This is a genomic window from Mycobacterium spongiae (genome assembly GCF_018278905.1).
Taxonomy (GTDB): Bacteria; Actinomycetota; Actinomycetes; order Mycobacteriales; family Mycobacteriaceae; genus Mycobacterium; species Mycobacterium spongiae.
Map to the genome: position 1 here is coordinate 2,537,859 of NZ_CP046600.1, position 22,204 is coordinate 2,560,062.

Sequence of the window (22,204 nt, forward strand, 5' to 3'; positions counted from 1 at the left end):
ATGGTGCCAGGCACCGACAAGCACGTTGACTATCTGAAACGCCTCACCGCGGATCTCCGACGCACCCGAAAGCGGGTCGCAGACCTGGAATCCACGCTATCGGAGCCGGTGGCAATCGTCGGGATGGCCTGCCGATACCCGGGTGACGTGCACTCCCCGGATGCATTGTGGGACATGGTGGTCGAGGAACGCGATGCCGTCTCGGAGTTCCCGTCGGACCGCGGTTGGGACATGGAGCAGCTGTATGACCCGGATCCCGACGCAATCGGGAAGACGTACGCGCGCCAAGGTTCGTTTCTCATGTGCGCGGCGGACTTTGATGCCGCCTTTTTTGGGATCGGCCCCAGCGAGGCCCTCGCGATGGACCCGCAGCAGCGGCTGATGCTCGAGGTCTCATGGGAGGCGCTGGAGCGGGCCGGAATCGATCCGGCCACCCTGCGAGGCTCGGCGACCGGGGTGTTCGCCGGCGTGATCCATGCGGGCTACGGCGGTGAGGTTCCGAGCCAGCTGGAGGGCTACGGATTCACGGGCGCGACGCAAAGCGTTGTCTCGGGACGACTGGCCTACGTGTTGGGGCTGGAGGGTCCTGCGGTGTCCGTAGATACCGCGTGCTCATCATCTTTGGTAGCGATTCACCAAGCCGCGCAGGCTCTGCGCCTGGGAGAGTGCAATCTCGCGTTGGCCGGCGGCGCCACGGTCATGGCGACGCCGACGGGATTCGTGGAGTTCAGCCGGCAGCGTGCACTTGCCGCTGACGGCCGTTGCAAAGTTTATGCCGGCAGTGCTGACGGAACCGCGTGGTCAGAGGGCATCGGCGTGTTGGTCTTGGAGCGGCTGGCTGACGCGAAACAGCTGGGGCACCCGGTGCTGGCTGTGGTGCGTGGTTCCGCGGTGAACCAGGACGGGGCCTCCAATGGGCTTACCGCGCCGAACGGCCCATCGCAGCAACGGGTTATCCGCGCTGCGTTGGCTAATGCCGGGTTAAGTGCGGCCGATGTCGATGTCGTCGAGGGGCATGGGACAGGCACCGTGTTGGGGGATCCGATCGAGGCACAGGCCCTGTTGACGACGTATGGCCAAGATCGGCCCGCCGATCGGCCGCTGTGGCTGGGATCGATCAAGTCGAACTTCGGGCATTCCTCGGCCGCGGCGGGGGTCGCCGGAGTGATCAAAATGGTGTTGGCGATGCAACATGAGGTGATGCCTAAGACCCTGAACGTGGATATGCCTACACCACACGTTGATTGGTCGGCGGGTGCGGTGTCGGTGCTTGCGGAACCACGCCCCTGGCCGGTGGTGGATCATCCGCGTCGGGCGGGGGTGTCGGCGTTCGGAATCAGCGGTACGAATGCGCATGTGATTCTTGAGCAGGCCGGTGGTGGGGACGAGGTTGGCTGCGGGCGGGGTGGCGGGGATCGGGGGTCGGTGGCGTGGGTGGTGTCGGGGCGGTCGGGGCAGGCGTTGGTGAATCAGGCGGCGCGGTTGGGTGAGTGGGTGGGTCAGCGTCCGGAGCTTGGGGTGGCTGATGTGGGGTGGTCGTTGGTGTCGACGCGGTCGGTGTTTGAGCATCGGGCTGTGGTGGTGGGTGGCGATCGTGGGCAGTTGGTGGATGGGTTGGCTGAGGTTGCCGCGGGTCGTCCGGGTGCGGGGGTGGTGGTTGGTCGTGCGGGCGCGGTGGGCAAGACGGTGTTTGTGTTTCCGGGGCAGGGGTCGCAGTGGTTGGGCATGGGTCGTGAGCTCTATGGCCGGTTTTCGGTGTTTGCGGGGGTTTTTGATGAGGTTGTGGCGGAGTTGGATCGGTATTTGCGGGTGCCGTTGCGCGAGGTGATGTGGGGTGGTGACGCGGCGTTGTTGCAGAGTACGGAGTTTGCGCAGCCGGCGTTGTTTGCCGTGGAGGTGGCGTTGGCGGGGTTGTTGCGGGAGTGGGGTGTGGTGGCTGATTTTGTGGTGGGTCATTCGGTGGGGGAGATTGTGGCCGCGCAGGTGGCGGGGGTGTTGTCGTTGGGTGATGCGGCGCGGGTGGTGGCGGCTCGGGGTCGGTTGATGGCGGGGTTGCCTGTGGGTGGGGTGATGGTTGCGGTGGCTGCTGGTGTTGATGAGGTGGAGCCGTTGTTGGGTGCGGGGGTTGATATTGCTGCGGTGAATGCGTCGGATTCGGTGGTGATTTCGGGGGAGGAAGAGGCGGTGGGGGTGGTGGTGGATGGTTTGGTGGGTCGGGGTCGGCGGGTGCATCGGTTGGCGGTGTCGCATGCGTTTCATTCGGGGTTGATGGAGCCGATGTTGGAGGAGTTCTCGCGGGTGGTGGCTGATGTGTCGGTGGGTTCGGCGCGGATTGGGTTGGTGTCGAATGTGACTGGGCAGTTGGCGGGGTCTGGGTATGGGGATGGGTCGTATTGGGTGGAGCATGTGCGTAAGCCGGTGCGTTTTGCTGATGGGGTGGCTGCGGTGGAGTCGTTGGGGGCGCAGGTGTTCATCGAGGTGGGCCCCGCCGCCGGGTTGATGACGGCCGTGGAGCAGTCACTGGAGTCCGATCAAGCGTTGTCCACGACGATGCTGGTCAAAGATCGTCCTGAGGTTGATTGTGTTCTTGCGGCGGTGGGCCAGTTGTTCACCCAGGGTGTGGAGGTGAATTGGGAGTCGGTGCTCGGCGGCGGCCGACGGGTGGAACTGCCGACGTACGGATTTGTGCACCAGCGATTCTGGTTGCCAGATCTGGGGGCCGGACCAACCCACCTGGGTGGCGCCGGGTTGACCGGGGTTGAGCACCCATTGTTGGGGGCGCTGGTCGAACGCCCGGACTCCGGTGAACTGGTATTGACGGGTCAGTTGTCAGTGGCTAGTCAGCCGTGGTTACGCGACCACGTCGTTGGTGGGGTGGCGTTGTTTCCCGGGACCGGCTTCGTCGAATTGGTCCTGCGAGCTGGGGACGAGGTCGGCTGCCCGGCGCTGGACGAGCTGACCCTGTTGGCCCCGTTGGTATTACCGGCTGCTCGGGGGGTGCGAGTGCAGCTCGTGGTCGGCGTCGCCGACGACTCCGGGCGCCGGGCGGTATCGGTCTATTCGGCCGGCACCAACAGCGAATCCTGGGTCCTGCACGCCGAAGGCATGTTGGGCACAGGCGGTCTCGGCAGCGGCGCGGATCTGTCGGTGTGGCCCCCAGTAGGGGCTGCCGCGTTGGACGTCGGCGGTGTTTACGACGATCTGGCCGAGCGCGGGTACGGCTACGGCCCGGCGTTTCGTGGCGTGCGCGCTGTGTGGAAACGGGGGCGGGAGATTTACGCGGAAGTGGCCGCCCCCGACGATCTGAGTGTGGCCGGGTTTGGAGTCCATCCAGCGATCCTGGACGCAGCGTTGCACGCGTGGGCATTCGCGGGCGGTGGGGATGAGTTGATCCTGCCGTTCTCCTGGCAGGGAGTTTGCTTGCGCGCCTCGGGCGCATCGCGCGTACGGGTGCGGCTGGTTCCGGCGGGCTCGGGGTCAATATCGGTGGAGCTGGCCGATTCAGCCGGTCTACCGGTGTTGTCGGTGCGAGAGTTGGCCGTTCGACCGGCCACACGTGAGGCGCTGGCGGCAGCCGTCGCTGCCGCGGCTGGTGTTCAACGTCCGGGGCTGCTCGAAGTGATGTGGTCGCCGGTGTCGTTGGAACACGGCGTCGGTGACGGTGGTGATGCCCGCAGCGATGTGGTGGTGCAGCAGTTGAGCACTGACTCCCGTGGGGGCGTGGTCGAGTCGGTCTACGCGGCCACCCACGAGCTGCTGGGAGTACTGCAGTCGTGGTTGGCCGGCAATGGGACCGGGGTGTTGGTCGTCGTGACGCATGGCGCGGTCGGGTTGGCCGGCGAAGCTGTCACGGATATCGCGGGAGCGGCAGTGTGGGGGTTGGCTCGCTCGGCCACCGCGGAGCATCCGGGCCGGGTGGTGCTGGTGGATTCGGATGGCTCGGTCGACGCCGCGGGGCTAGTCGCTTGTGGTGAGCCGCAATTGGTGGTGCGTTCCGGTGTGGTGTACGGAGCTCGCTTGCAACGGGTCCCATCGGGGTTGGTATTGGAGTTGCCTGAGTCGAACTGGCGGCTGGGAGTCGGTAGTGGCGGCACGTTGCAGGACGTCGCCGCTCGCGCGTGCGAGCGGGTAGACCTGACGGCCGGGCAAGTACGGGTAGCCGTGGGTGCGGTGGGAGTGAACTTCCGGGATGTGTTGGTGGCATTGGGAATGTATCCCGGCGGCGGCAACTTGGGTGCCGAGGGTGCCGGGGTGATCGTCGAGGTGGCCCCCGACGTTGACGGATTGGCCGTGGGCGATGCGGTAATGGGTCTACTGGGGGTGGTGGGTCCGGAGGCGGTGGTCGATGCTCGATTAGTCACCGCGGTACCCGCGAACTGGTCGTTGGCGGCCGCGGCTGGTGTCCCGGTGGTGTTTCTGACAGCCCTGTATGGGCTGTCGGTATTGGGAGAATTGAAGTCCGGGCAGAAGGTGCTGGTCCACGCCGCGACCGGTGGGGTGGGAATGGCGGCGGTGGGCCTGGCGCGCTACTGGGGCGCAGAAGTTTTTGCCACCGCGAGTCGCGGCAAGTGGAATGTCCTGCGGGACATGGGCTTCGACGATGACCATATCGGCGATTCCCGTAGCGTGGAGTTCGAGGAAAGGTTCCGCGCGGCCGCGGGTGGGGCGGAGGTCGATGTGGTGCTCAACTCGTTGGCTGGTGAGTTTATCGATGCGTCGCTGCGGCTGCTGAAGCCTGGCGGGCGTTTCATCGAGATGGGCAAGACCGATATCCGCGATCCCCGCGACGTTGCCGAGCGCTATCGGGGTGTCGGTTATCAAGCATTTGACTTGATGGAAGCCGGGCCGGACCGTATCGCGGCGATGTTGAGCGAGTTAATGGCCTTGTTCGCGGCCGGAAAGTTGGAGCCGTCGCCGATCAAGTCATTTGATGTGCGATGCGCACAGCAAGCGTATCGCTTCGTTAGCCAGGCTCGCCATATCGGCAAGGTGGTGATGACGCTTCCGAGCGGCCCGGGTGGCCACGCCGGCGGTGGGCTTGCCGGGGGCACCGTCGTGATTACGGGCGGGACCGGGATGGCCGGGTCCGCGGTGGCGCGTCACGTGGTGGATCGCTACGGGGCGGGTCAGGTGGTGTTGGTCAGCCGTTCCGGCGAAAGTAGTTCCGGAACTGCTGAGTTGGTGGCCGAATTGACCGATGCCGGCGCCGAGGTCAGCGTGGTGGCGTGCGACGTGGCTGATCGTGACGCGGTGGCCGCCTTGCTGGCCGGGCTGGACGAGCGGTTCCCGCTGAAGGGCGTCTTTCACGCAGCGGGGGTGCTCGATGACGCGGTGATTACCGGGCTGACGTCAGATCGTATGGACGCGGTGTTGCGGGCCAAGGTCGACGGGGCCTGGAATCTCCACGAGCTCACCACGGGTCTCGATGTGTCCGCCTTTGTCGTGTTCTCGTCGATGGCCGGCATCGTCGGTGCGCCGGGCCAGGGTAACTACGCGGCCGCCAACGCGTTTCTGGACGGGTTGGCAAGCTACCGCCGCGAACAAGGGTTGTCGGGGGTTTCGATCGCCTGGGGGCTGTGGGAACAGCCCAGTACGATGACTGCGAATCTGAGCGATCGCGACCTAGCCCGGATGAAGCAGGTGGGCCTGGCCCCGCTAGCCACCGACCACGCACTGCAGCTGCTCGATACGGCGCTGCTCGTCGATCACGCGGTGGTGGTGGCAGCCCAGCTGGACGCCGGCGCACTGACGACAAATGCTGAGGTGCCACCGCTGTGGCGTGAGTTGGTCCGGCGCCCAACGCGGCGGGTCGTCCACGACACTCAGGACAGCGCGACGGTGGCCGGATTGAATGCGCGCCTGAAAACACTAACCCCCGAACGGCGCCATCACGAACTCGTTCAATTGGTGACCGGTAACGTCGCAACCGTGTTAGGGCATTCCAGCACCATCGAAATCGACGCCAACAAAGCCTTCCAAGAACTCGGATTCGATTCCCTGACAGCCGTGGAGCTGCGCAACCGGCTCAAGACTGCCACCGGACTTACCCTCACACCAACCCTCATCTTCGACTACCCCACACCGGACGCGTTGGCTGGATATCTCAGCGCCGAACTCGGCACCAGCGCTGCGGCATCGAATGGTGAACCCAATCCGATGAGCCGTTTCAACGATATCGCCCGCGAATTGGGCGCCCTCATCCACGATGCCGACTGGAGCCCAGAAGACCAGAAACACCTCACCAAACGACTTCACGCTCTCCTCACCGACGTCACCGCGGAGCGCAGCACCACCGGCGACGACGACATCACCACCGCCAGCGAAGCCGAACTCTTCGCGATCCTGGATGAAGAACTCGGCCCGTAGCTAGGCACCAGCAACCGGGAAGCGTGGAGGACGTCGTGCCATCGACAGCCGTAGCGATCATCGGCCTCGCCTGCAGATTTCCTGGGGCGGCAAGCCCGGATGAATACTGGCGTCTGGTGCGTGACGGACGTGAAACCACCCAATCCATCGACATCAAGACCGAGTTCGACGCGAATTTCTTCGCGCTGTCGCCACGCGAGGCCGCCGCGATGGATCCCCGGCAGCGACTGGCGCTCGAACTAGCGTGGGAACTGTTCGAAGACGCATTCCTCCTGCCAGAAACCGTGCGCGGCGAACAGGTCGCGGTCCACCTCGGAGCAATGAACGACGATTACGCTCTCCTGACGCTGCGCGATGCCTCACGGAACCTCGATCACCACTCGTTTGCCGGCACCAGCCGCAGCATGATCGCCAACAGGATCTCGTATGCGTTCGGACTGTGCGGACCGAGTATGACCGTCGATTCCGGGCAATCGTCTTCGCTGATCGCGGTGCATCTCGCGTGCGAAAGCCTACGGTCCCACGCGGCGCCGCTGGCCATAGCCGGCGGCATTCACCTCAACCTGGCAGACGAAACGGCTATGATGGAAACGGAATTCGGCGCGACATCTCCTTCAGGGCACACCTACGCGTTCGATGGCCGGGCGGACGGATATGTACGCAGCGAAGGAGGTGGTCTGGTTCTGTTGAAGCCGTTGCGTGCGGCGATCGAGGATGGGGACCGGGTCCACGCGGTCATTCGGGGCAGCGCGATCGGCAACGCGGGTAGCAGCTCCAGCGGGTTGACCGTACCGTCGGTTTCGGGACAGCACGACGTCATACGGCAGGCGCTGTCCAACGCTGGCTTGGACCGCGGTCAGGTCGACTATGTTGAAGCGCACGGAACCGGAACCGAAGTCGGAGACCCCATCGAGGCGCACGCACTGGGCGAAGTCTTCGCCGGGCGGCGCGGCGATCCGGTCGCTATTGGTTCGGTGAAAACGAATATTGGTCACACCGGCGCCGCCGCCGGTATCGCGGGACTGATCAAAACGGTTCTGGCAGTAGAAAACGCGGCAATTCCACCGAGCCTCAACCATGACAGCGCGGAGATCGACCTGGGAGCATTGGGGCTGAGAGTCAACACCACGCTGACTTCGTGGCCGGTGGTGGATCATCCGCGTCGGGCGGGGGTGTCGGCGTTCGGAATGGGCGGTACGAATGCGCATGTGATTCTTGAGCAGGCCGGTGGTGGGGACGAGGTTGGCTGCGGGCGGGGTGGCGGGGATCGGGGGTCGGTGGCGTGGGTGGTGTCGGGGCGGTCGGGGCAGGCGTTGGTGAATCAGGCGGCGCGGTTGGGTGAGTGGGTGGGTCAGCGTCCGGAGCTTGGGGTGGCTGATGTGGGGTGGTCGTTGGTGTCGACGCGGTCGGTGTTTGAGCATCGGGCTGTGGTGGTGGGTGGCGATCGTGGGCAGTTGGTGGATGGGTTGGCTGAGGTTGCCGCGGGTCGTCCGGGTGCGGGGGTGGTGGTTGGTCGTGCGGGCGCGGTGGGCAAGACGGTGTTTGTGTTTCCGGGGCAGGGGTCGCAGTGGTTGGGCATGGGTCGTGAGCTCTATGGCCGGTTTTCGGTGTTTGCGGGGGTTTTTGATGAGGTTGTGGCGGAGTTGGATCGGTATTTGCGGGTGCCGTTGCGCGAGGTGATGTGGGGTGGTGACGCGGCGTTGTTGCAGAGTACGGAGTTTGCGCAGCCGGCGTTGTTTGCCGTGGAGGTGGCGTTGGCGGGGTTGTTGCGGGAGTGGGGTGTGGTGGCTGATTTTGTGGTGGGTCATTCGGTGGGGGAGATTGTGGCCGCGCAGGTGGCGGGGGTGTTGTCGTTGGGTGATGCGGCGCGGGTGGTGGCGGCTCGGGGTCGGTTGATGGCGGGGTTGCCTGTGGGTGGGGTGATGGTTGCGGTGGCTGCTGGTGTTGATGAGGTGGAGCCGTTGTTGGGTGCGGGGGTTGATATTGCTGCGGTGAATGCGTCGGATTCGGTGGTGATTTCGGGGGAGGAAGAGGCGGTGGGGGTGGTGGTGGATGGTTTGGTGGGTCGGGGTCGGCGGGTGCATCGGTTGGCGGTGTCGCATGCGTTTCATTCGGGGTTGATGGAGCCGATGTTGGAGGAGTTCTCGCGGGTGGTGGCTGATGTGTCGGTGGGTTCGGCGCGGATTGGGTTGGTGTCGAATGTGACTGGGCAGTTGGCGGGGTCTGGGTATGGGGATGGGTCGTATTGGGTGGAGCATGTGCGTAAGCCGGTGCGTTTTGCTGATGGGGTGGCTGCGGTGGAGTCGTTGGGGGCGCAGGTGTTCATCGAGGTGGGCCCCGCCGCCGGGTTGACCGTTTCGGGGGCAGTGCTGGTCAAGGACCGTCCTGAGGTTGATTGTGTTCTTGCGGCGGTGGGCCAGTTGTTCACCCAGGGTGTGGAGGTGAATTGGGAGTCGGTGCTCGGCGGCGGCCGACGGGTGGAACTGCCGACGTACGGATTTGCACGGCAACGGTTTTGGCTAGGGGACAGCGGCAGCGACATCCCGGACCGGCCTCGTGTCACTGCTCCTGAACAGCTACAACAACTGGCTCCACCCGAACGGCACCGCACGCTGGTCGAGTTGGTGCGTCTCCATGCGGCGGTCGTGTTGGGTCACCCGAGCGGCCACGACATCGACCCCGAACTGCGGTTTCAGGACCTCGGATTCGACTCGCTGACCGGCGTTGAGCTGCGAAACCGCCTCAAACTTCATCCGGACTTGGCTCGATTGCCGCTTTCTCGCACTCTCATTTTCGACTACCCTACCCCCTCGGCCCTAGCCGAACACCTCGGTGAACTCCTGTCGCACAACGACTCCGGAGAATCGCCGGACGACAAGATTTGGTCGCTGCTGCGAACCATCCCCGTCGATGAGCTGCGACGCACGGGACTGCTCGACAAGTTGCTGGTGCTAGCCGGCCAGCCCGAAGAGTCCCCGCAGGACCCGGCGGTCAGCGACGATGTCATCGACTCCCTAAGCCCCGATGCGCTCATCACGTTGGCGCTCAACACGAAGGACGAGAATGAGGCCTTGTGATGAAATCCGAACTTCCAGGCTGGGCGGTTGCGCGAAGCCGCCTGCTCCCGACGTCCGGGTCCCGTGGGAATGGGTAAGCAGGCAAGCTACCAAGAGAGAAGGGACATGAGTGTCATAGCAGGCGTATTCGGCGCATTGCCGCCGCACCGGTACAGCCAGACCGAGATCACCGATTCGTTCGTCGAGTTCCCCCGCCTGAAGGAACACGAGCAAATACTCCGACGTTTGCATGCCGCTGCCGGAGTCAATACCCGCCACCTCGTCCTGCCGCTCCAGCACTACGCGTCGCTGGACGACTTCAGCGACACCAATGACATCTTCATCGACAAGGCGGTCGATCTTGGCATTGAGGCGCTCATGGGCGCCTTGGGCGAGGCGGGACTGGAAGCCCGCGACATTGACATGATCACCACCACAACGGCGACGGGCGTCGCGGTGCCGTCGCTGGATGCCCGGATCATCGGACGAATTGGCCTGCGCCCTGATGCGCGCAGGGTGCCGATATTCGGCCTGGGCTGCGTCGCCGGGGCGGCCGGCGTGGCCGGACTGCACGAATACCTGCGCGGCGCGCCCGACGACGTCGCGGCCCTAGTGTCGGTCGAGCTGTGCTCGCTCAGCTACCCCATTGCCAAACCAACGGTCTCGGGATTGGTTGGGACGGCACTGTTCGGCGACGGCGCGGCGGCAGTAGTCGCGGTCGGTGACCGGCGCAGCGAGCGCATTGGCCCCGCCGGCCCCGACATTCTCGATTCGCGCAGCCGCCGCTACCCCGAATCGCTGGACACGACGGGTTGGGACTTCGGACCCGATGGGCTACAGCCCCGGCTTTCCCCGGACATCACCAGCCTGATCGACCGATACCTGACCGTCGACGTCGACGACTTCCTCTCGGCGCACCAGCTCACCCGAAACGACATCGGCGTTTGGGTATGCCATCCGGGTGGCCCCAAAGTCATCGACGCGATCTCACGAAGTCTTGAACTTCCCACTGAGGCGTTGGAGGTGACCAAGCGCTCGCTCAGCGAGGTAGCCAACCTCTCGTCGGCCTCGGTGCTACACATCTTGCGCGACACCATCGCAAAGCCGCCGCCCAGCGGAAGTATGGGCCTGATGCTCGCGATGGGTTCCGGGTTCTGCATCGAGCTGGTCCTATTGCGCTGGCACTGACTTGGTGACGTCGACGGGCAGTCCCGCCCGGGGAGCCAACGCGGCAAAGTGGGCCGCTCGAACGCGGCGAGTTCCCTGCGCAGGGAGCGCAAGCCTGGACCTGCCGACCAGGCGCGCGAGCATGACGGTCATTTCAGTGGTCGCCATGACCGATCCGATGCAGCGGTGCAACCCACCACTGAACGGTATGAATTCGTGTGGCGCGGGCTTGCGGTAGCCGGGTGCGTCGGGATCCCAGCGGTGTGGACGGAATTGCCTTGGTTCGGGCCATAATTCGGGGAGTCGATGGGTAACGTAGGCGCTGAAGATCAGTAAGCGTCCCGCTGGGATCCGGTGACTGTCGAACCGTAGATCACGCATGACCCTGCGGGCCGAGATCACTCCGGGCGAGTACAACCGAAGCGTCTCGTGCACAACACCGTTGAGGTAGCTGAGTTTGTCGAGGTCTGCAGCAGTTGGAGGGTCAGTGCCCAGGACCCGACTGACTTCGTCGGCGGCGTTGTCCCACGCGCCCGGGAGCGTCATGAGCGTGTGGGTCGCCCAAGCCAGTGCGGCGCTGGTGGTTTCGTAGCCGGCGGCGATCAGCGAAATGATCGCATCACGAATTTCGTTGTCAGAAAGCGCCTGTCCGTCCTCGGCGCGGCCGTCGATCAACATGGTCAGCATGTGGTCGTCGGGTCGGGGTAGCGCGCGAGCATCGGCGATCGCTGCGTCGATGACGTCGTCGAGGCGCGTGCGTGCGGCCATCGCTTTCTGCCATGCCGGTGAGTTGAATCGTTGTTGGAGCCGCATGATCTGGGGGAGTCGGTGGGTCAGGTCGAGCAAGGGCTGCAGTTGTTCGCCGAGGAAGTCAGAGTGGACAGCGAGGCGCTCCCCGAACAGGCTCTCCGCGGTACTGCGCCGCACTGCGCGCCGGAACTCCTGGTAGATGTCCAGCCGCTGTCCGGCGCGCCAACCATCAATCACGGCGTCGATATTGGCGACCATGGTCTGCACATAGTCCTGGACCTGGCGATGACGCAGGCCCGGCGCCACCACGCTACGCCGGCGCCGGTGATCATCACCGTCGCTGACAATCAGTGCGGTCGGCCCGTCGACCGCAGCCAAGGTCTCGAACGTCTCCCGCCAACTGAAGGCGTCGGCATGGGCGAAGACGAACCTATTCGCCGTGGCTCCCAGCAGATACGTGTAACCATGCCTGCCGACTCCGCAGTTGATCACTGGCCCACGTCGTCGATACAGCGCCAGCAACGCCTCGCCCGGTAGGTAAGGGACCGTTTGATATCCGTTCATTCGAGTACCTCCGACAACTCCAGCCAGCGGCTTTCCCGCGTAGAGACCTCATCCTCGAGTGTGCGCAAGTCGCGGGTCAGGCGGGTGATGCCGACGTGGTCGGACTGGTCGTGCCCGGCGAGTTCGGTGTGTTTGGCCGCGATCTGGTCGGCAAGGCGGGTGAGCTGGCGGCTAATCGCGGCCAACTCCTTTTCGGCGGCGCGTCGCTGTGCGCCCGACATCGTCTGCGGCCTGGTGGGCTCGACCGGCGGCGGGCCGGTCGGACGATCAACCAGCCGCAGGTATTCGTCAACGCCTCCAGGCAGCTGCCGCAGCCGGCCGTCGAGAATTGCGTACTGCTGATCAGTGATCCGTTCCAGCAGATACCGGTCGTGCGAGACGACCACCAGGGTGCCCGCCCAGGAATCGAGCAGGTCTTCGGTGGCGGTGAGCATGTCGGTGTCGACGTCGTTGGTGGGCTCGTCGAGGAGCAACACGTTGGGCTCGGACAACAACGTGAGCATAAGTTGCAAACGTCGCCGCTGACCGCCGGAAAGATCTCCCACGCGTGCGGACACCTGGTCGCGAGCAAAACCCAGCCGTTCCAGCAGCTGGGTTGGGGTCACGTCGCGTCCCTCGACCTCATAGCTGCCGCGCAGCCCGGCCAGCACATCGGCGATCCGGTCATCGGCGAGGGCTCCCAGGTCGTCGCCCAACTGATCGAGTACCGCCAGCCGAACCGTCTTGCCGCACTTGACCCGGCCTGTATCTGGCCGGATGCTGCCCGCGATCAGGCCCAGCAGAGTGGATTTTCCGGCGCCGTTGGCCCCGAGAATGCCGATCCGGTCACCCGGGCCGATTCGCCATTCGATCTCGCGCAAGACCGGTTGGCCCTCGCCAGGCGGGTAAGAGACCGATACGTCAAGGAGATCGATCACGTCCTTGCCGAGCCGGGCGGTTGCTAACTTGGCCAGCTCGACCGTATTGCGCAGCGGCGGCACATCGGCGATCAGTTGGTTGGCGGCTTCGATCCGGAACTTGGGCTTGGAAGTTCGGGCCGGTGCGCCCCGGCGCAGCCATGCAAGCTCCTTGCGCATCAGATTTTGTCGCTTGGCCTCGGCGGTGGCGGCGAGCCGGTCCCGCTCGACGCGCTGCAGCACATACGCGGCATAGCCGCCTTCGAACGGCTCGACGACTCCGTCGTGCACTTCCCATGTGGTGGTCGCGACTTCGTCGAGAAACCAGCGGTCGTGGGTGACCAGCAGCAGCCCGCCGCTATTGCGTGCCCAGCGTTGTTGGAGGTGGCCGGCTAACCAGGTGATGCCTTCCAGGTCGAGGTGGTTGGTGGGCTCGTCGAGTGCGATCACATCCCACTCGTCGACGAGTAGCTGGGCGAGCTGCACCCGTCGCCGCTGGCCGCCGCTGAGCGTGCCGACCGCGGCGTCCCAGGCGATGTCGGACACCAGCCCAGCGATCACATCCCGGATCCGCGCGTCGCGGGCCCACTCGTGTTCAGCGCGGTCGCCAACCAGCGTCCAGCCGACGCTGTGGTCCGGGTCGAGGCTGTCCGCCTGGCCCAGCGCGCCGACCCGCAGCCCGCTGCGTCCGGTGACTCGACCCGAATCCGGCCGTAGCCGTGCGGTGAGCAGGTCGAGCAAGCTGGATTTGCCGTCGCCGTTTCGTCCTACGATGCCGATGCGCGCACCGTCGTGCACCCCGAGCGTGACCGCTTCGAATACCACCTGAGTTGGATACTCAAGGTGGACGGCCTCGGCTCCCAGAAGGTGCACCACTGGGCCAAAGTTACCGGCCGGGCGAGCGGTGCTGGTGCAGTAGAGCCGGGTTGAGCGCGGCGAACGCGTGGATCGAGTGGTGGACAACTAGGCGGCGTGCACCCTGAGGTGGCTGGCGCGTTTCGGCAAAGCGGCGGTTGGTTGATCTGATGATTCAACCTTTAAGCAGTCGTGATCAGGCGAGCATCTTGCTGGGCGAGAAAGGGGTCAATGAGGTCGACCACGACCCAGTGCCTTGACGGGTCCACGCCGGTTATCACACCGAGGTTGTAGATGGCCCCTTCGTGGTCGACTGTGACCGGAGAGCCGAGTACCCACGCTTCGATGGGCTTGTTGGTGTCGTCCGCAGCCACGACGACTCGGGCAATACCATCGGGTAGGTTCTTCAATTCTGGTGTGGAGGATGGGTCGAGCACCCGTCCAGTCACGATGTCTCCGTCTACGTTGCTCCACTTTGCGGGCGCATTGCGCTGTTCCTCTGGCTGCACCGCTCGAACAGTCGCTTCTGTCGGCGTGTGGTTGTTGATCTTGAGGTCCACGGGAAGCGCCCAATCTGGTTGACCGGAGCTGAACACCGCGAGCGGGGAGCTGGGGATCGTCCAGGGCTCGTTGGTAACGGTTGGTTGCTGATCGCCGGGAGCGATGTAAGTAATCTCGCCGATTTTGATTCGACTAGGTGGTTGTCCAGCGGTCTCCACTTTCATCACGGCGACCGGCGCATGCGTAGCACCTTGTGCACATCGCGCGGAGGTTATGAAGCCGGGCACCCGCTCACCCGCGTGGTTAGCATCGGGGTAGTCGATGTAAAAGCCGGCTTTGCACACCATCGTCGCCGCTCCATCGCCAACCATAATGGGAGAGCCTGGTTGTAGTCGAGTCACCGGACCCGACGTCAATATGGGTAAATTGATCGACGGTGGGGGTGGGGCGAATGAGGCTGTGCTCCCAGCGCTGGATGATGTTCCGCTCAAGACGTTGTCGTTCGTCGTTGACGAGCACCCGACGGAGGCAAATAGCACCAGGGCGGTGAGGACCATTTGCGGCGCTGCAAGCGCGCTTCCGTTTCGTCGAACAATCGGCAGCAACTGCGTAAGGCTGCTCACCGGGTTGGCGTTGGACTTGGCGTGGGTGTCGGAGTCCGCCTTGGACTCGTTGTCCCATTGGGCCATCGTATTTCGTTGTCGACGATTTTCCCGCCGCACTCCATCACCTCCCGAATGAGGTCTCTCTGGTCAGCCAGGAGTTTGTCCTTCTTCGCCTGTAAACCCTGCCCCCGTCGAATGTAGTCTGCAGATTCTCTGCGTTCCTCAGGGTCGTTCATATTGAAATCATGTTTTTCGCGATTGTAAGCACTAATTTCATCGGTAAGCTCCGCATCCCTTCTATTCCATTCGTCTACCCTATGCATGAGTTCCGAAATATCTTCCGGCTCGCATTTGGGAGGCGGCGGCGGAGCGGTCGTGGTTGTCGTAGTTGTCGGACTGTCCGCTGGAAAGATGTTGCCGATGCCGGTCATAGCCGAGCCAACTCTGCTGGCGACTTGCTGATCCAACCCGACCAACTGCAACGCTCGCTGGCGGATGTCGCCAGCGAATGCTTGAGCCTGAGCTTGCCGGGCTGCTCGTGCTGCGGACGACCTAGCCGTTGAGCGGTCAGTCACTGCAAGGTCTTCGCTGACATGGAATCTCGCGTCGCGGGCGTCGTCGACCGAGTAGCGAAACCGCGATCTGGCGGCATACAGATCGGATGCGCCCGCTCTGGCCGTGGTAGCCGCACCGTGCAACTGGTCGACTAGCCCACTGACCTCAGCATTGTCGGCGTAGGTGCGGGTACGCAGCCCTTCGGCTCCATTGCCCTTCCAGTCGACCGACAGGCTGTCGCGCCACATCTGGTTGAAGACCTCATACCAACGATTGCCGGTGGCCGTCCAATAGTCGGCTGCTTCAGTGAGATGTTCGGTAGGCCAGGCCAACAACTCCGACAAGCTAGGAAACGACCCGGTCGTGGCCGCCATCCCTACCGCCGTGTTCCCAGGTCGGTTACCGCAGCCAGCTCCGCTGCGGAGCGGGCTTCGTTGGCGAGATAGTGGTCGTCGGCTGCGACAACCTTGGTGGCACTTGCGCGCACCCGCACGCTGAGTGAATCCATGGCGAACGTAATGGCGGCATGTCCAGCCTTCACCGCCGCTGCAGAAGCCTGGGAGGTCAACCCGAGAGGATTTGGCGCGGTGACTCCTAGCTGAGTAGCCAGCGCGTGCCATCGAATGGCCATTGCCCGCATGTCCTCTGCGCCCACCCGCAGCCTGTCCATGAGCGCTAGTTTAGGTCGTACCCGAACTTTGCGCTTACGGCCTTCTGTGGTCGGGACGGTGATCGGCGTTTTGGTGTTGAGCGTTGGCGAGGCACGTGCCGCCGGCCCGTTTCGCGGCGGCCGGGCCCGGCCAAGAGTGGGACAGGGTTCCGTAACCGGCTTCCGTCGGCGAGTTACCCCGACGGGTGCCCACGGCGTCTGATCGCTCGGACTTGCGGACGAAACCGACTGTGACGGTGATGTTTTCGATGAGATGTGACCGACGCATCACCATTGGATAGGGTGGAACCGACATGCATGGATTGCGGTTGATGGGCGGCGCACGGTGGTCTCTGGCCCTGGTTGGCGCAGTGTTGGGTGTCGCGGTGCTCGGTGCTGGCGAGGCAGGTGCAGACGGCCCGGTTCAGTTGCGAAGCCGGCTTGGTGATTTTTGCCTGGACGGCCCGAGTGACAGCTGGCTTGTTTCAGTGGTGATCAACCCCTGCAACGGGACGGATTTCCAGCGCTGGATTCCCACTCCTGCCCACCAGCTCGAGAGCGTAGCTTTCCCAGGGCATTGCATAAATTGGGCCGCCAAATTCACGGGATTCCTGCAGCCCTGTGTCGACTGGTTTAGCCAGCATCTCACTATCCACCCCGACGGGCAGGTCACGAACGATACTGGGGGCTGCCTGACCGTCCTCGGTGGCCCCGCCCCGGGGACCTTGGTGGATGTCCTTGTTTGCGTAGGCGATTCACCCGGCCAACGCTGGGATCCCGTTCCGTGACCCGCATGCTGGGGTACGTTTCTGCCCCCGTTCTCGCATGAACATTGGACTCAAACGAACGGGGTTGCCGGCGAGGGGGGCGACAAGTCTTGCGAGCCCGCGGTGCACCGCATCCGGCCAGCGCGGCGCAGGAGCAGGCTGCACCCCGCCGCGAACGTCAGCACGGCGGCGTTGGCAAGCAGGGGGACCGGGTATGCGCCAGTCATGTCTTTGAGGTAGCCGGTGGCGTAGGGACCGGCGAAGCTTGCGAGGCTGGCCGTGGCATTCACACCGGCGATAGCGACCGCCACCCGCGGACCGGCCAGCTCGGCGGTGCATCGACTCCAGAAGGCGGGCATCGCCGCCAGGATCCCGGCGACCGCGATCGTGAGCCACCCCAGCGTCACCAGCGGTGACATCGGGCTCACGGCCGCGCCGAACGTGGCGACCGCCGCGGCCAAGGTCGGCACCGTGATGTGTGTGATGCGGGCGCCCGTGGGGTCCACGCTGCGCCGGCTCCAGACGAGCATCGCCACCGCAGCTACCCCGTAGGGCACGGCCGACAAGGTGGCAGCGGTCAAGGTAGCGGTGCCGTGGGCCAATGCGGTGACCAGCTGGGGCAGAAAGAATTGCAACGCATACAACGCGAAATACAGACCGCCATAGACCACAGCGAATATGACAAGGCGCCGACCGTCGACTCTTGACACCCCGGCCGGGGCCGGGGTGTCCGCGATGAGCTGGTTCGACAGCTCCACGCGTTCCTCGGCCGAGAGCCAGTCCGCTTGGCGAGGGCTGTCCGGCAGCAGCCGGCGCAGGAATGGCGCCAACAGCAATGCGGGAAGCGCCTCAATCACGAACATTGCCCGCCAACCGGGTATCCCCGCGATCCCGACATGGCCGACGATCAGCCCTGACAACGGCAAACCAACAATATTGGAAATGGGTATGGCCAGCAGAAAAGCCGCCACGGCGCGAGCCCGCTGCGCACGCGGAAACCACAGCGTCAAGTACGCGATAACGCCCGGAAAGAATCCGGCCTCGGCAATGCCGAGGGCGAACCGCGCCAGATACAACGTGTTCGCGCTCGTGACCAGGGCGGTGGCCGCCGAACACACACCCCAGGCCAGGACTACGGCGGTGAGCGTGCGACCGGCACCAAAGCGCGCTAGCGCCGCGTTGGCGGGAACCTGGAATAGGACGTAACCGAGGAAGAAGACACCGGCGGCCATTCCGTACGCCGTCGCGCTCAGGCGCAGATCGGCGTTCATCGCCAACGCGGCAACGGAGATATTGGCACGATCAACGAAGTTGATCAGATACAGCGCAAACAGCAGAGGCAGCAGCCGCCGCGCGGCCTTGCCGAGGGCGGTCTGTTGGGCCGGGCTCGCCGCGATCGTCGCCACCTGCGCCTCCTGTCGTCACCGGGCCAATCGCGGTGCAGCGAACCACGTGGCGTCGATCCACTGCATCACGAAATATGGGCAGAAGCGGATTGTTGCGGCCCGGCGTGTCACCGGCGCGACCGCTGCCTCGCATAGGGAGGCCCGCACCTGGCCCACCCCGAGCCCGTCACCGTACGCCGGTAAACACCGTGACCAAAACCGCGCCGCGCGCAGATGTGCCATGATGACGACGCTGTCAAGGCGCAGTCAGGGAGCACCCAGGAGCACCCAGGAGCAGTAGTGGATCTCAATTTTTCGATGGTGACGCGACCGGTCGAGCGTCTGGTGGCCACGGCCCAGAACGGTTTGGAAGTTCTGCGATTAGGGGGCCTGGAAACGGGCAGCGTCCCCTCGCCGTCGCAGATCGTGGAGAGCGTACCGATGTACAAACTTCGACGGTACTTTCCACCGGACAACCGCCCGGGACAGCCGCCGGTCGGCCCGCCGGTGATCATGGTGCATCCGATGATGATGTCGGCCGACATGTGGGACGTCACCCGCGAGGACGGCGCGGTGGGCATCCTGCACGCTCATGGCCTAGATCCCTGGGTCATCGATTTCGGCTCTCCCGACGAGGTCGAGGGCGGTATGCGCCGCAACCTGGCCGACCACATCGTCGCACTCAGTCAGGCCATCGACACGGTCAAGGACGCCACCGGTCACGACGTGCACATTGTCGGGTATTCGCAGGGTGGCATGTTCTGCTACCAGGCCGCGGCATACCGGCGGTCCAAGGACATTGCCAGTGTTATGGCGTTCGGCTCCCCGGTGGACACGTTGGCCGCATTGCCCATGGGCATCCCGGCGAACATGGGCGCCGCAGTCGCCGATTTCATGGCCGATCACGTTTTCAACCGATTGGACATCCCAAGCTGGATGGCCCGCATGGGTTTTCAGATGATGGACCCGCTCAAGACCGCCAAGGCCCGCCTCGACTTCGTGCGACAGCTGCATGACCGTGAGGCCCTGCTGCCGCGGGAACAACAGCGCAGATTCCTTGAGTCTGAAGGATGGATCGCATGGTCGGGTCCAGCGATCTCCGAATTGCTCAAGCAGTTCATTGCCCATAACCGAATGATGACCGGTGGCTTCGCCATCAGCGGCCAGATGGTGACGTTGACCGATATCACTTGCCCGATACTGGCGTTCGTCGGTGAAGTGGACGACATCGGCCAGCCGGCGTCGGTGCGCGGTATTCGACGGGCCGCGCCCAACGCCGAGGTGTACGAATGTCTTATCCGGACAGGCCATTTCGGTCTCGTCGTGGGGTCAAGGGCGGCGCAGCAGAGCTGGCCGACTGTCGCAGACTGGGTGCGCTGGGTGTCCAGCGGCGGCGACAAGCCGGAAAGCATCGACCTGATGGCCGATCAGCCGGCTGAACACACCGATAGTGGTGTGGCTTTTAGCTCTCGTCTGGCGCATGGCATAGGGGAGGTGTCTGAGGCGGCACTGGCGGTGGCTCGGGGCGCGGCCGACGCGGTCGTCACCGCCAACCGATCGGTGCGCACTTTGGCCGTGGAGACGGTCCGGACCCTGCCGCGCCTGGCTCGGTTGGGACAGCTCAACGACCACACGCGCATCTCGCTGGGCAGTGTCATCGACGAACAGGCGCGCGACGCCCCGCGCGGCGAATTCCTGCTCTTCGACGGTCGCGTGCACACCTACGAGGCGGTGAACCGGCGTATCAACAATGTCGTCTGCGGCCTGATCGAAGTCGGGGTCCGGCAGGGCGACCGCGTCGGTGTGCTGATGGAGACGCGCCCGAGTGCGCTTGTCGCCATCGCCGCCTTGTCTCGGCTGGGTGCGGTCGCTGTGGTGATGCGGCCCGACGTGGATCTGGCCGCCGCAGTCCGGCTCGGTCGTGCCACCGAGATCATGACCGATCCCACCAACCTCGATGCGGCACGGCAGTTGCCGGGGCAGATTCTGGTGCTGGGTGGCGGTGAGTCCCGCGATCTGGACCTGCCGGCCGATGCAGATGTCATCGACATGGAAAAGATCGACCCGGACGCCGTTGAATTGCCGGCGTGGTACCGGCCCAACCCGGGATTGGCTCGGGATCTCGCGTTCATCGCCTTCAATGTCGCCGGCGGCGAGCTGGTCGCTAAGCAGATCACCAACTATCGCTGGGCGGTGTCGGCCTTCGGAACCGCCTCCACGGCGTCGCTGGACCGCCGCGACACCATGTATTGCTTGACGCCGTTGCACCACGACTCCGCACTGCTGGTGAGTCTGGGCGGCGCGGTCGCAGGAGGAACCCGCATCGCGCTGTCTCGCGGTCTGCGACCGGACCGATTCGTCGCCGAAGTGCGGCAGTACGGGGTCACGGTGGTCTCGTACACCTGGGCGATGCTCGCTGAGGTCGTTGACGATCCGGCGTTTGCGCTGCACGGTAACCATCCGGTACGGCTGTTCATCGGCTCGGGTATGCCGACGCGGTTGTGGGAGCGGGTCGTTGACGCGTTCGCGCCGGCCAACGTGGTCGAGTTCTTTGCCACGACGGATGGACAGGCGGTGCTGGCCAATGTGTCCGGCGCAAAGGTCGGTAGCAAGGGCCGTCCGCTGCCCGGTGCGGGACGCGTCGAGCTTGGCGCCTACGATGCCGAACACGACCTGATCCTGGAGAACGACCGCGGCTTCGTTCAGGTCGCCGACGTCAATCAGATTGGCGTCTTGCTCGCGCAGTCCCGGGGTCCGATCGATCCGACGGCCTCGGTCAAACGCGGCGTCTTCGCTCCCGCCGACACCTGGATATCCACTGAGTACCTGTTTTGGCGTGACCAGGACGGGGATTACTGGCTGGCGGGCCGGCGTGGTTCCGAGGTCCGCACCGCTCGGGGAATGGTCTATGCGGATCCGGTCGACGACGCGCTGGGCCTGGTTACCGGGGTGGATCTCGCGGTGACCTACGGTGTTTCCGGAAAAGACCGGCAGGTCGCGGTGGCCGCAGTGACCTTACTGCCGGGAGCCACCATCACAGCGGCAGACTTGACCGAAGCAGTGGCGAGCATGCCAGTCGGGCAGGGCCCCGACATTGTCCACGTGGTACCGAAACTGACGCTGAGTGCGACCTACCGCCCGACCGTTGGTGGGTTGAGGGCGGCCGGGATTCCGAAGGCGGGCCGGCAGGCGTGGTACTTCGACGCCGGCACTAGCGAATTCCGTCGGCTGACACCGGCCGCACGCGCCGAACTGAGCGGCAAGCCTCGACGCGCCGATGCTTGACGAATTCCTGGCCAGCATTCTGGTGTGCCCGGCCGATCGGGGTCCGCTGGTGCTAGCAGTGGAGGGCCGGACCCAACAGCTTTACAACCCGCGACTGCGGCGTGCCTACCGAGTCGAAGACGGAATTCCGGTCCTGCTGGTCGACGAGGCCCGTGACGTCGACGAGGACGAGCACGCCCGGCTCATGGCACAAGGACGTCCGGCAGATCCCCGGTGAGGTAGCGCTGCAGGGTGGGTGCGATGGTCACTGCGATGTGCTCGGCCGGGAGCGAGGCGAACGGCTCGACCTTGACGATGTAGCGCGCCATGACGACGCCCATGAGCTGTGACTCAACGAACTGGGCTCGGATCGTGCCGGTCCCCGGCGGGGTGTCCACACGGGCACCAACTTCCGGGGTGATCACCTCCTCGAGGAAGGACCGTGCCAGACTCACCTCGGAACCCGCGATCAATGACCGCACCGTTGCAATGAGACCGGCGCCCAGTTCCGAATCCCATAGTGGCAGCAGAATGGTCGGCAGCAGTCGCCCCAATTGATCGACAGGGGTTTCCCTCATGGGCACCAGCACGTCCATCGGATCGATAGGAATGTGGATTGCAGCGGTGAACAGCTGGTGCTTGGTACCGAAATAGTGATGCACCAACGCGGCATCCACTCCGGCGGCCGAGGCCACCGCGCGTATCGAGGTCCGATCGAATCCGTTGTTCGCAAATAACTCTCGTGCGCTCAACAGGATTTTTTCCTTGGTTTCGGAACTGCCCGCGGGCCGCCCGGGCCGTCTGCGTCCGTTGGGGTTCGCCAC

At 64.6% G+C, this 22,204-nt stretch carries 13 protein-coding genes; 6 read left to right on the forward strand and 7 right to left on the reverse strand.

Annotated features, from left to right (window positions below):
* The 3 genes from F6B93_RS10345 (at position 1) to F6B93_RS10355 (ending at position 10,610) form a co-directional block, all read left to right on the forward strand.
* A complete protein-coding gene (locus F6B93_RS10345; protein WP_246541059.1) occupies positions 1-6,366 on the forward strand; it encodes a type I polyketide synthase in 6,366 nt (2,121 codons plus the stop codon).
* A 35-nt stretch (positions 6,367-6,401) separates the two neighbouring features.
* A complete protein-coding gene (locus F6B93_RS10350) occupies positions 6,402-9,443 on the forward strand; it encodes a type I polyketide synthase (RefSeq protein WP_211699017.1) in 3,042 nt (1,013 codons plus the stop codon).
* A 105-nt stretch (positions 9,444-9,548) separates the two neighbouring features.
* Positions 9,549-10,610, forward strand: coding sequence for a type III polyketide synthase (locus tag F6B93_RS10355; RefSeq protein WP_211699018.1), 1,062 nt, complete (start codon positions 9,549-9,551; stop codon positions 10,608-10,610).
* Here the strand turns inward: F6B93_RS10355 and F6B93_RS10360 are convergent.
* The 5 genes from F6B93_RS10360 to F6B93_RS10380 form a co-directional block, all read right to left on the reverse strand.
* Entirely contained in the window at positions 10,593-11,903 is a 1,311-nt protein-coding gene (locus F6B93_RS10360; protein ID WP_211699019.1) for a cytochrome P450, read from the reverse strand. The two genes, F6B93_RS10355 and F6B93_RS10360, sit on opposite strands and share 18 nt — an antisense overlap.
* Positions 11,900-13,675: an ABC-F family ATP-binding cassette domain-containing protein gene (locus F6B93_RS10365; RefSeq protein WP_211699020.1), complete on the reverse strand. Its 1,776-nt coding sequence runs from the start codon at positions 13,673-13,675 to the stop codon at positions 11,900-11,902. The genes F6B93_RS10360 and F6B93_RS10365 overlap by 4 nt, the downstream gene beginning before the upstream one ends.
* A gap of 161 nt (positions 13,676-13,836) precedes the next feature.
* Positions 13,837-14,844: a hypothetical protein gene (locus F6B93_RS22790; protein WP_246541060.1), complete on the reverse strand. Its 1,008-nt coding sequence runs from the start codon at positions 14,842-14,844 to the stop codon at positions 13,837-13,839.
* Positions 14,775-15,689 (reverse strand): hypothetical protein, encoded by a 915-nt coding sequence (locus tag F6B93_RS10375; RefSeq protein ID WP_211699021.1) that lies wholly within the window; start codon positions 15,687-15,689, stop codon positions 14,775-14,777. Before F6B93_RS10375 ends, F6B93_RS22790 begins: the two co-directional genes overlap by 70 nt.
* 2 nt (positions 15,690-15,691) lie before the next feature.
* Positions 15,692-15,985, reverse strand: coding sequence for a hypothetical protein (locus F6B93_RS10380; RefSeq protein WP_246541062.1), 294 nt, complete (start codon positions 15,983-15,985; stop codon positions 15,692-15,694).
* 293 nt (positions 15,986-16,278) lie between these two features.
* On the opposite strand from F6B93_RS10380, the gene F6B93_RS23565 reads away from it, so the two are divergent.
* On the forward strand, positions 16,279-16,752 hold the full coding sequence (locus tag F6B93_RS23565; RefSeq protein WP_211699022.1) for an Rv1419 family lectin: 474 nt from the start codon (positions 16,279-16,281) through the stop codon (positions 16,750-16,752).
* Positions 16,753-16,802: 50 nt separating this feature from the next.
* Here F6B93_RS23565 and F6B93_RS10390 read toward each other — a convergent pair whose 3' ends face one another.
* On the reverse strand, positions 16,803-18,137 hold the full coding sequence (locus F6B93_RS10390) for an MFS transporter (RefSeq protein WP_211699023.1): 1,335 nt from the start codon (positions 18,135-18,137) through the stop codon (positions 16,803-16,805).
* A gap of 297 nt (positions 18,138-18,434) precedes the next feature.
* Between F6B93_RS10390 and F6B93_RS10395 the strand changes: the two genes are divergently transcribed.
* Together F6B93_RS10395 and F6B93_RS10400 are read left to right on the forward strand one after the other, a co-directional pair.
* The gene (locus tag F6B93_RS10395) at positions 18,435-21,401 is read left to right on the forward strand and encodes an acyl-CoA synthetase (protein ID WP_246541122.1); all 2,967 of its coding nucleotides are present in this window, start codon (positions 18,435-18,437) and stop codon (positions 21,399-21,401) included.
* Positions 21,394-21,618, forward strand: a complete 225-nt coding sequence (locus F6B93_RS10400; protein ID WP_211699025.1) for a Trm112 family protein — start codon at positions 21,394-21,396, stop codon at positions 21,616-21,618. The genes F6B93_RS10395 and F6B93_RS10400 overlap by 8 nt, the downstream gene beginning before the upstream one ends.
* Here F6B93_RS10400 and F6B93_RS10405 read toward each other — a convergent pair.
* Complete coding sequence (locus F6B93_RS10405; RefSeq protein ID WP_211699026.1) at positions 21,584-22,204, reverse strand: TetR/AcrR family transcriptional regulator; 621 nt, start codon at positions 22,202-22,204, stop codon at positions 21,584-21,586. The two genes, F6B93_RS10400 and F6B93_RS10405, sit on opposite strands and share 35 nt — an antisense overlap.

Bases quoted from the DNA above. Each gene is read 5' to 3' on its own strand.
- F6B93_RS23565 (WP_211699022.1), top strand. From the start codon at position 16,279: ATGCATGGATTGCGGTTGATGGGCGGCGCACGGTGGTCTCTGGCCCTG.
- F6B93_RS22790 (WP_246541060.1), bottom strand. From the start codon at position 14,844: ATGGCCCAATGGGACAACGAGTCCAAGGCGGACTCCGACACCCACGCC.
- F6B93_RS10375 (WP_211699021.1), bottom strand. From the start codon at position 15,689: ATGGCGGCCACGACCGGGTCGTTTCCTAGCTTGTCGGAGTTGTTGGCC.
- F6B93_RS10345 (WP_246541059.1), top strand. From the start codon at position 1: ATGGTGCCAGGCACCGACAAGCACGTTGACTATCTGAAACGCCTCACC.
- F6B93_RS10355 (WP_211699018.1), top strand. From the start codon at position 9,549: ATGAGTGTCATAGCAGGCGTATTCGGCGCATTGCCGCCGCACCGGTAC.
- F6B93_RS10360 (WP_211699019.1), bottom strand. From the start codon at position 11,903: ATGAACGGATATCAAACGGTCCCTTACCTACCGGGCGAGGCGTTGCTG.
- F6B93_RS10395 (WP_246541122.1), top strand. From the start codon at position 18,435: ATGGTGACGCGACCGGTCGAGCGTCTGGTGGCCACGGCCCAGAACGGT.
- F6B93_RS10380 (WP_246541062.1), bottom strand. From the start codon at position 15,985: ATGGACAGGCTGCGGGTGGGCGCAGAGGACATGCGGGCAATGGCCATT.
- F6B93_RS10400 (WP_211699025.1), top strand. From the start codon at position 21,394: ATGCTTGACGAATTCCTGGCCAGCATTCTGGTGTGCCCGGCCGATCGG.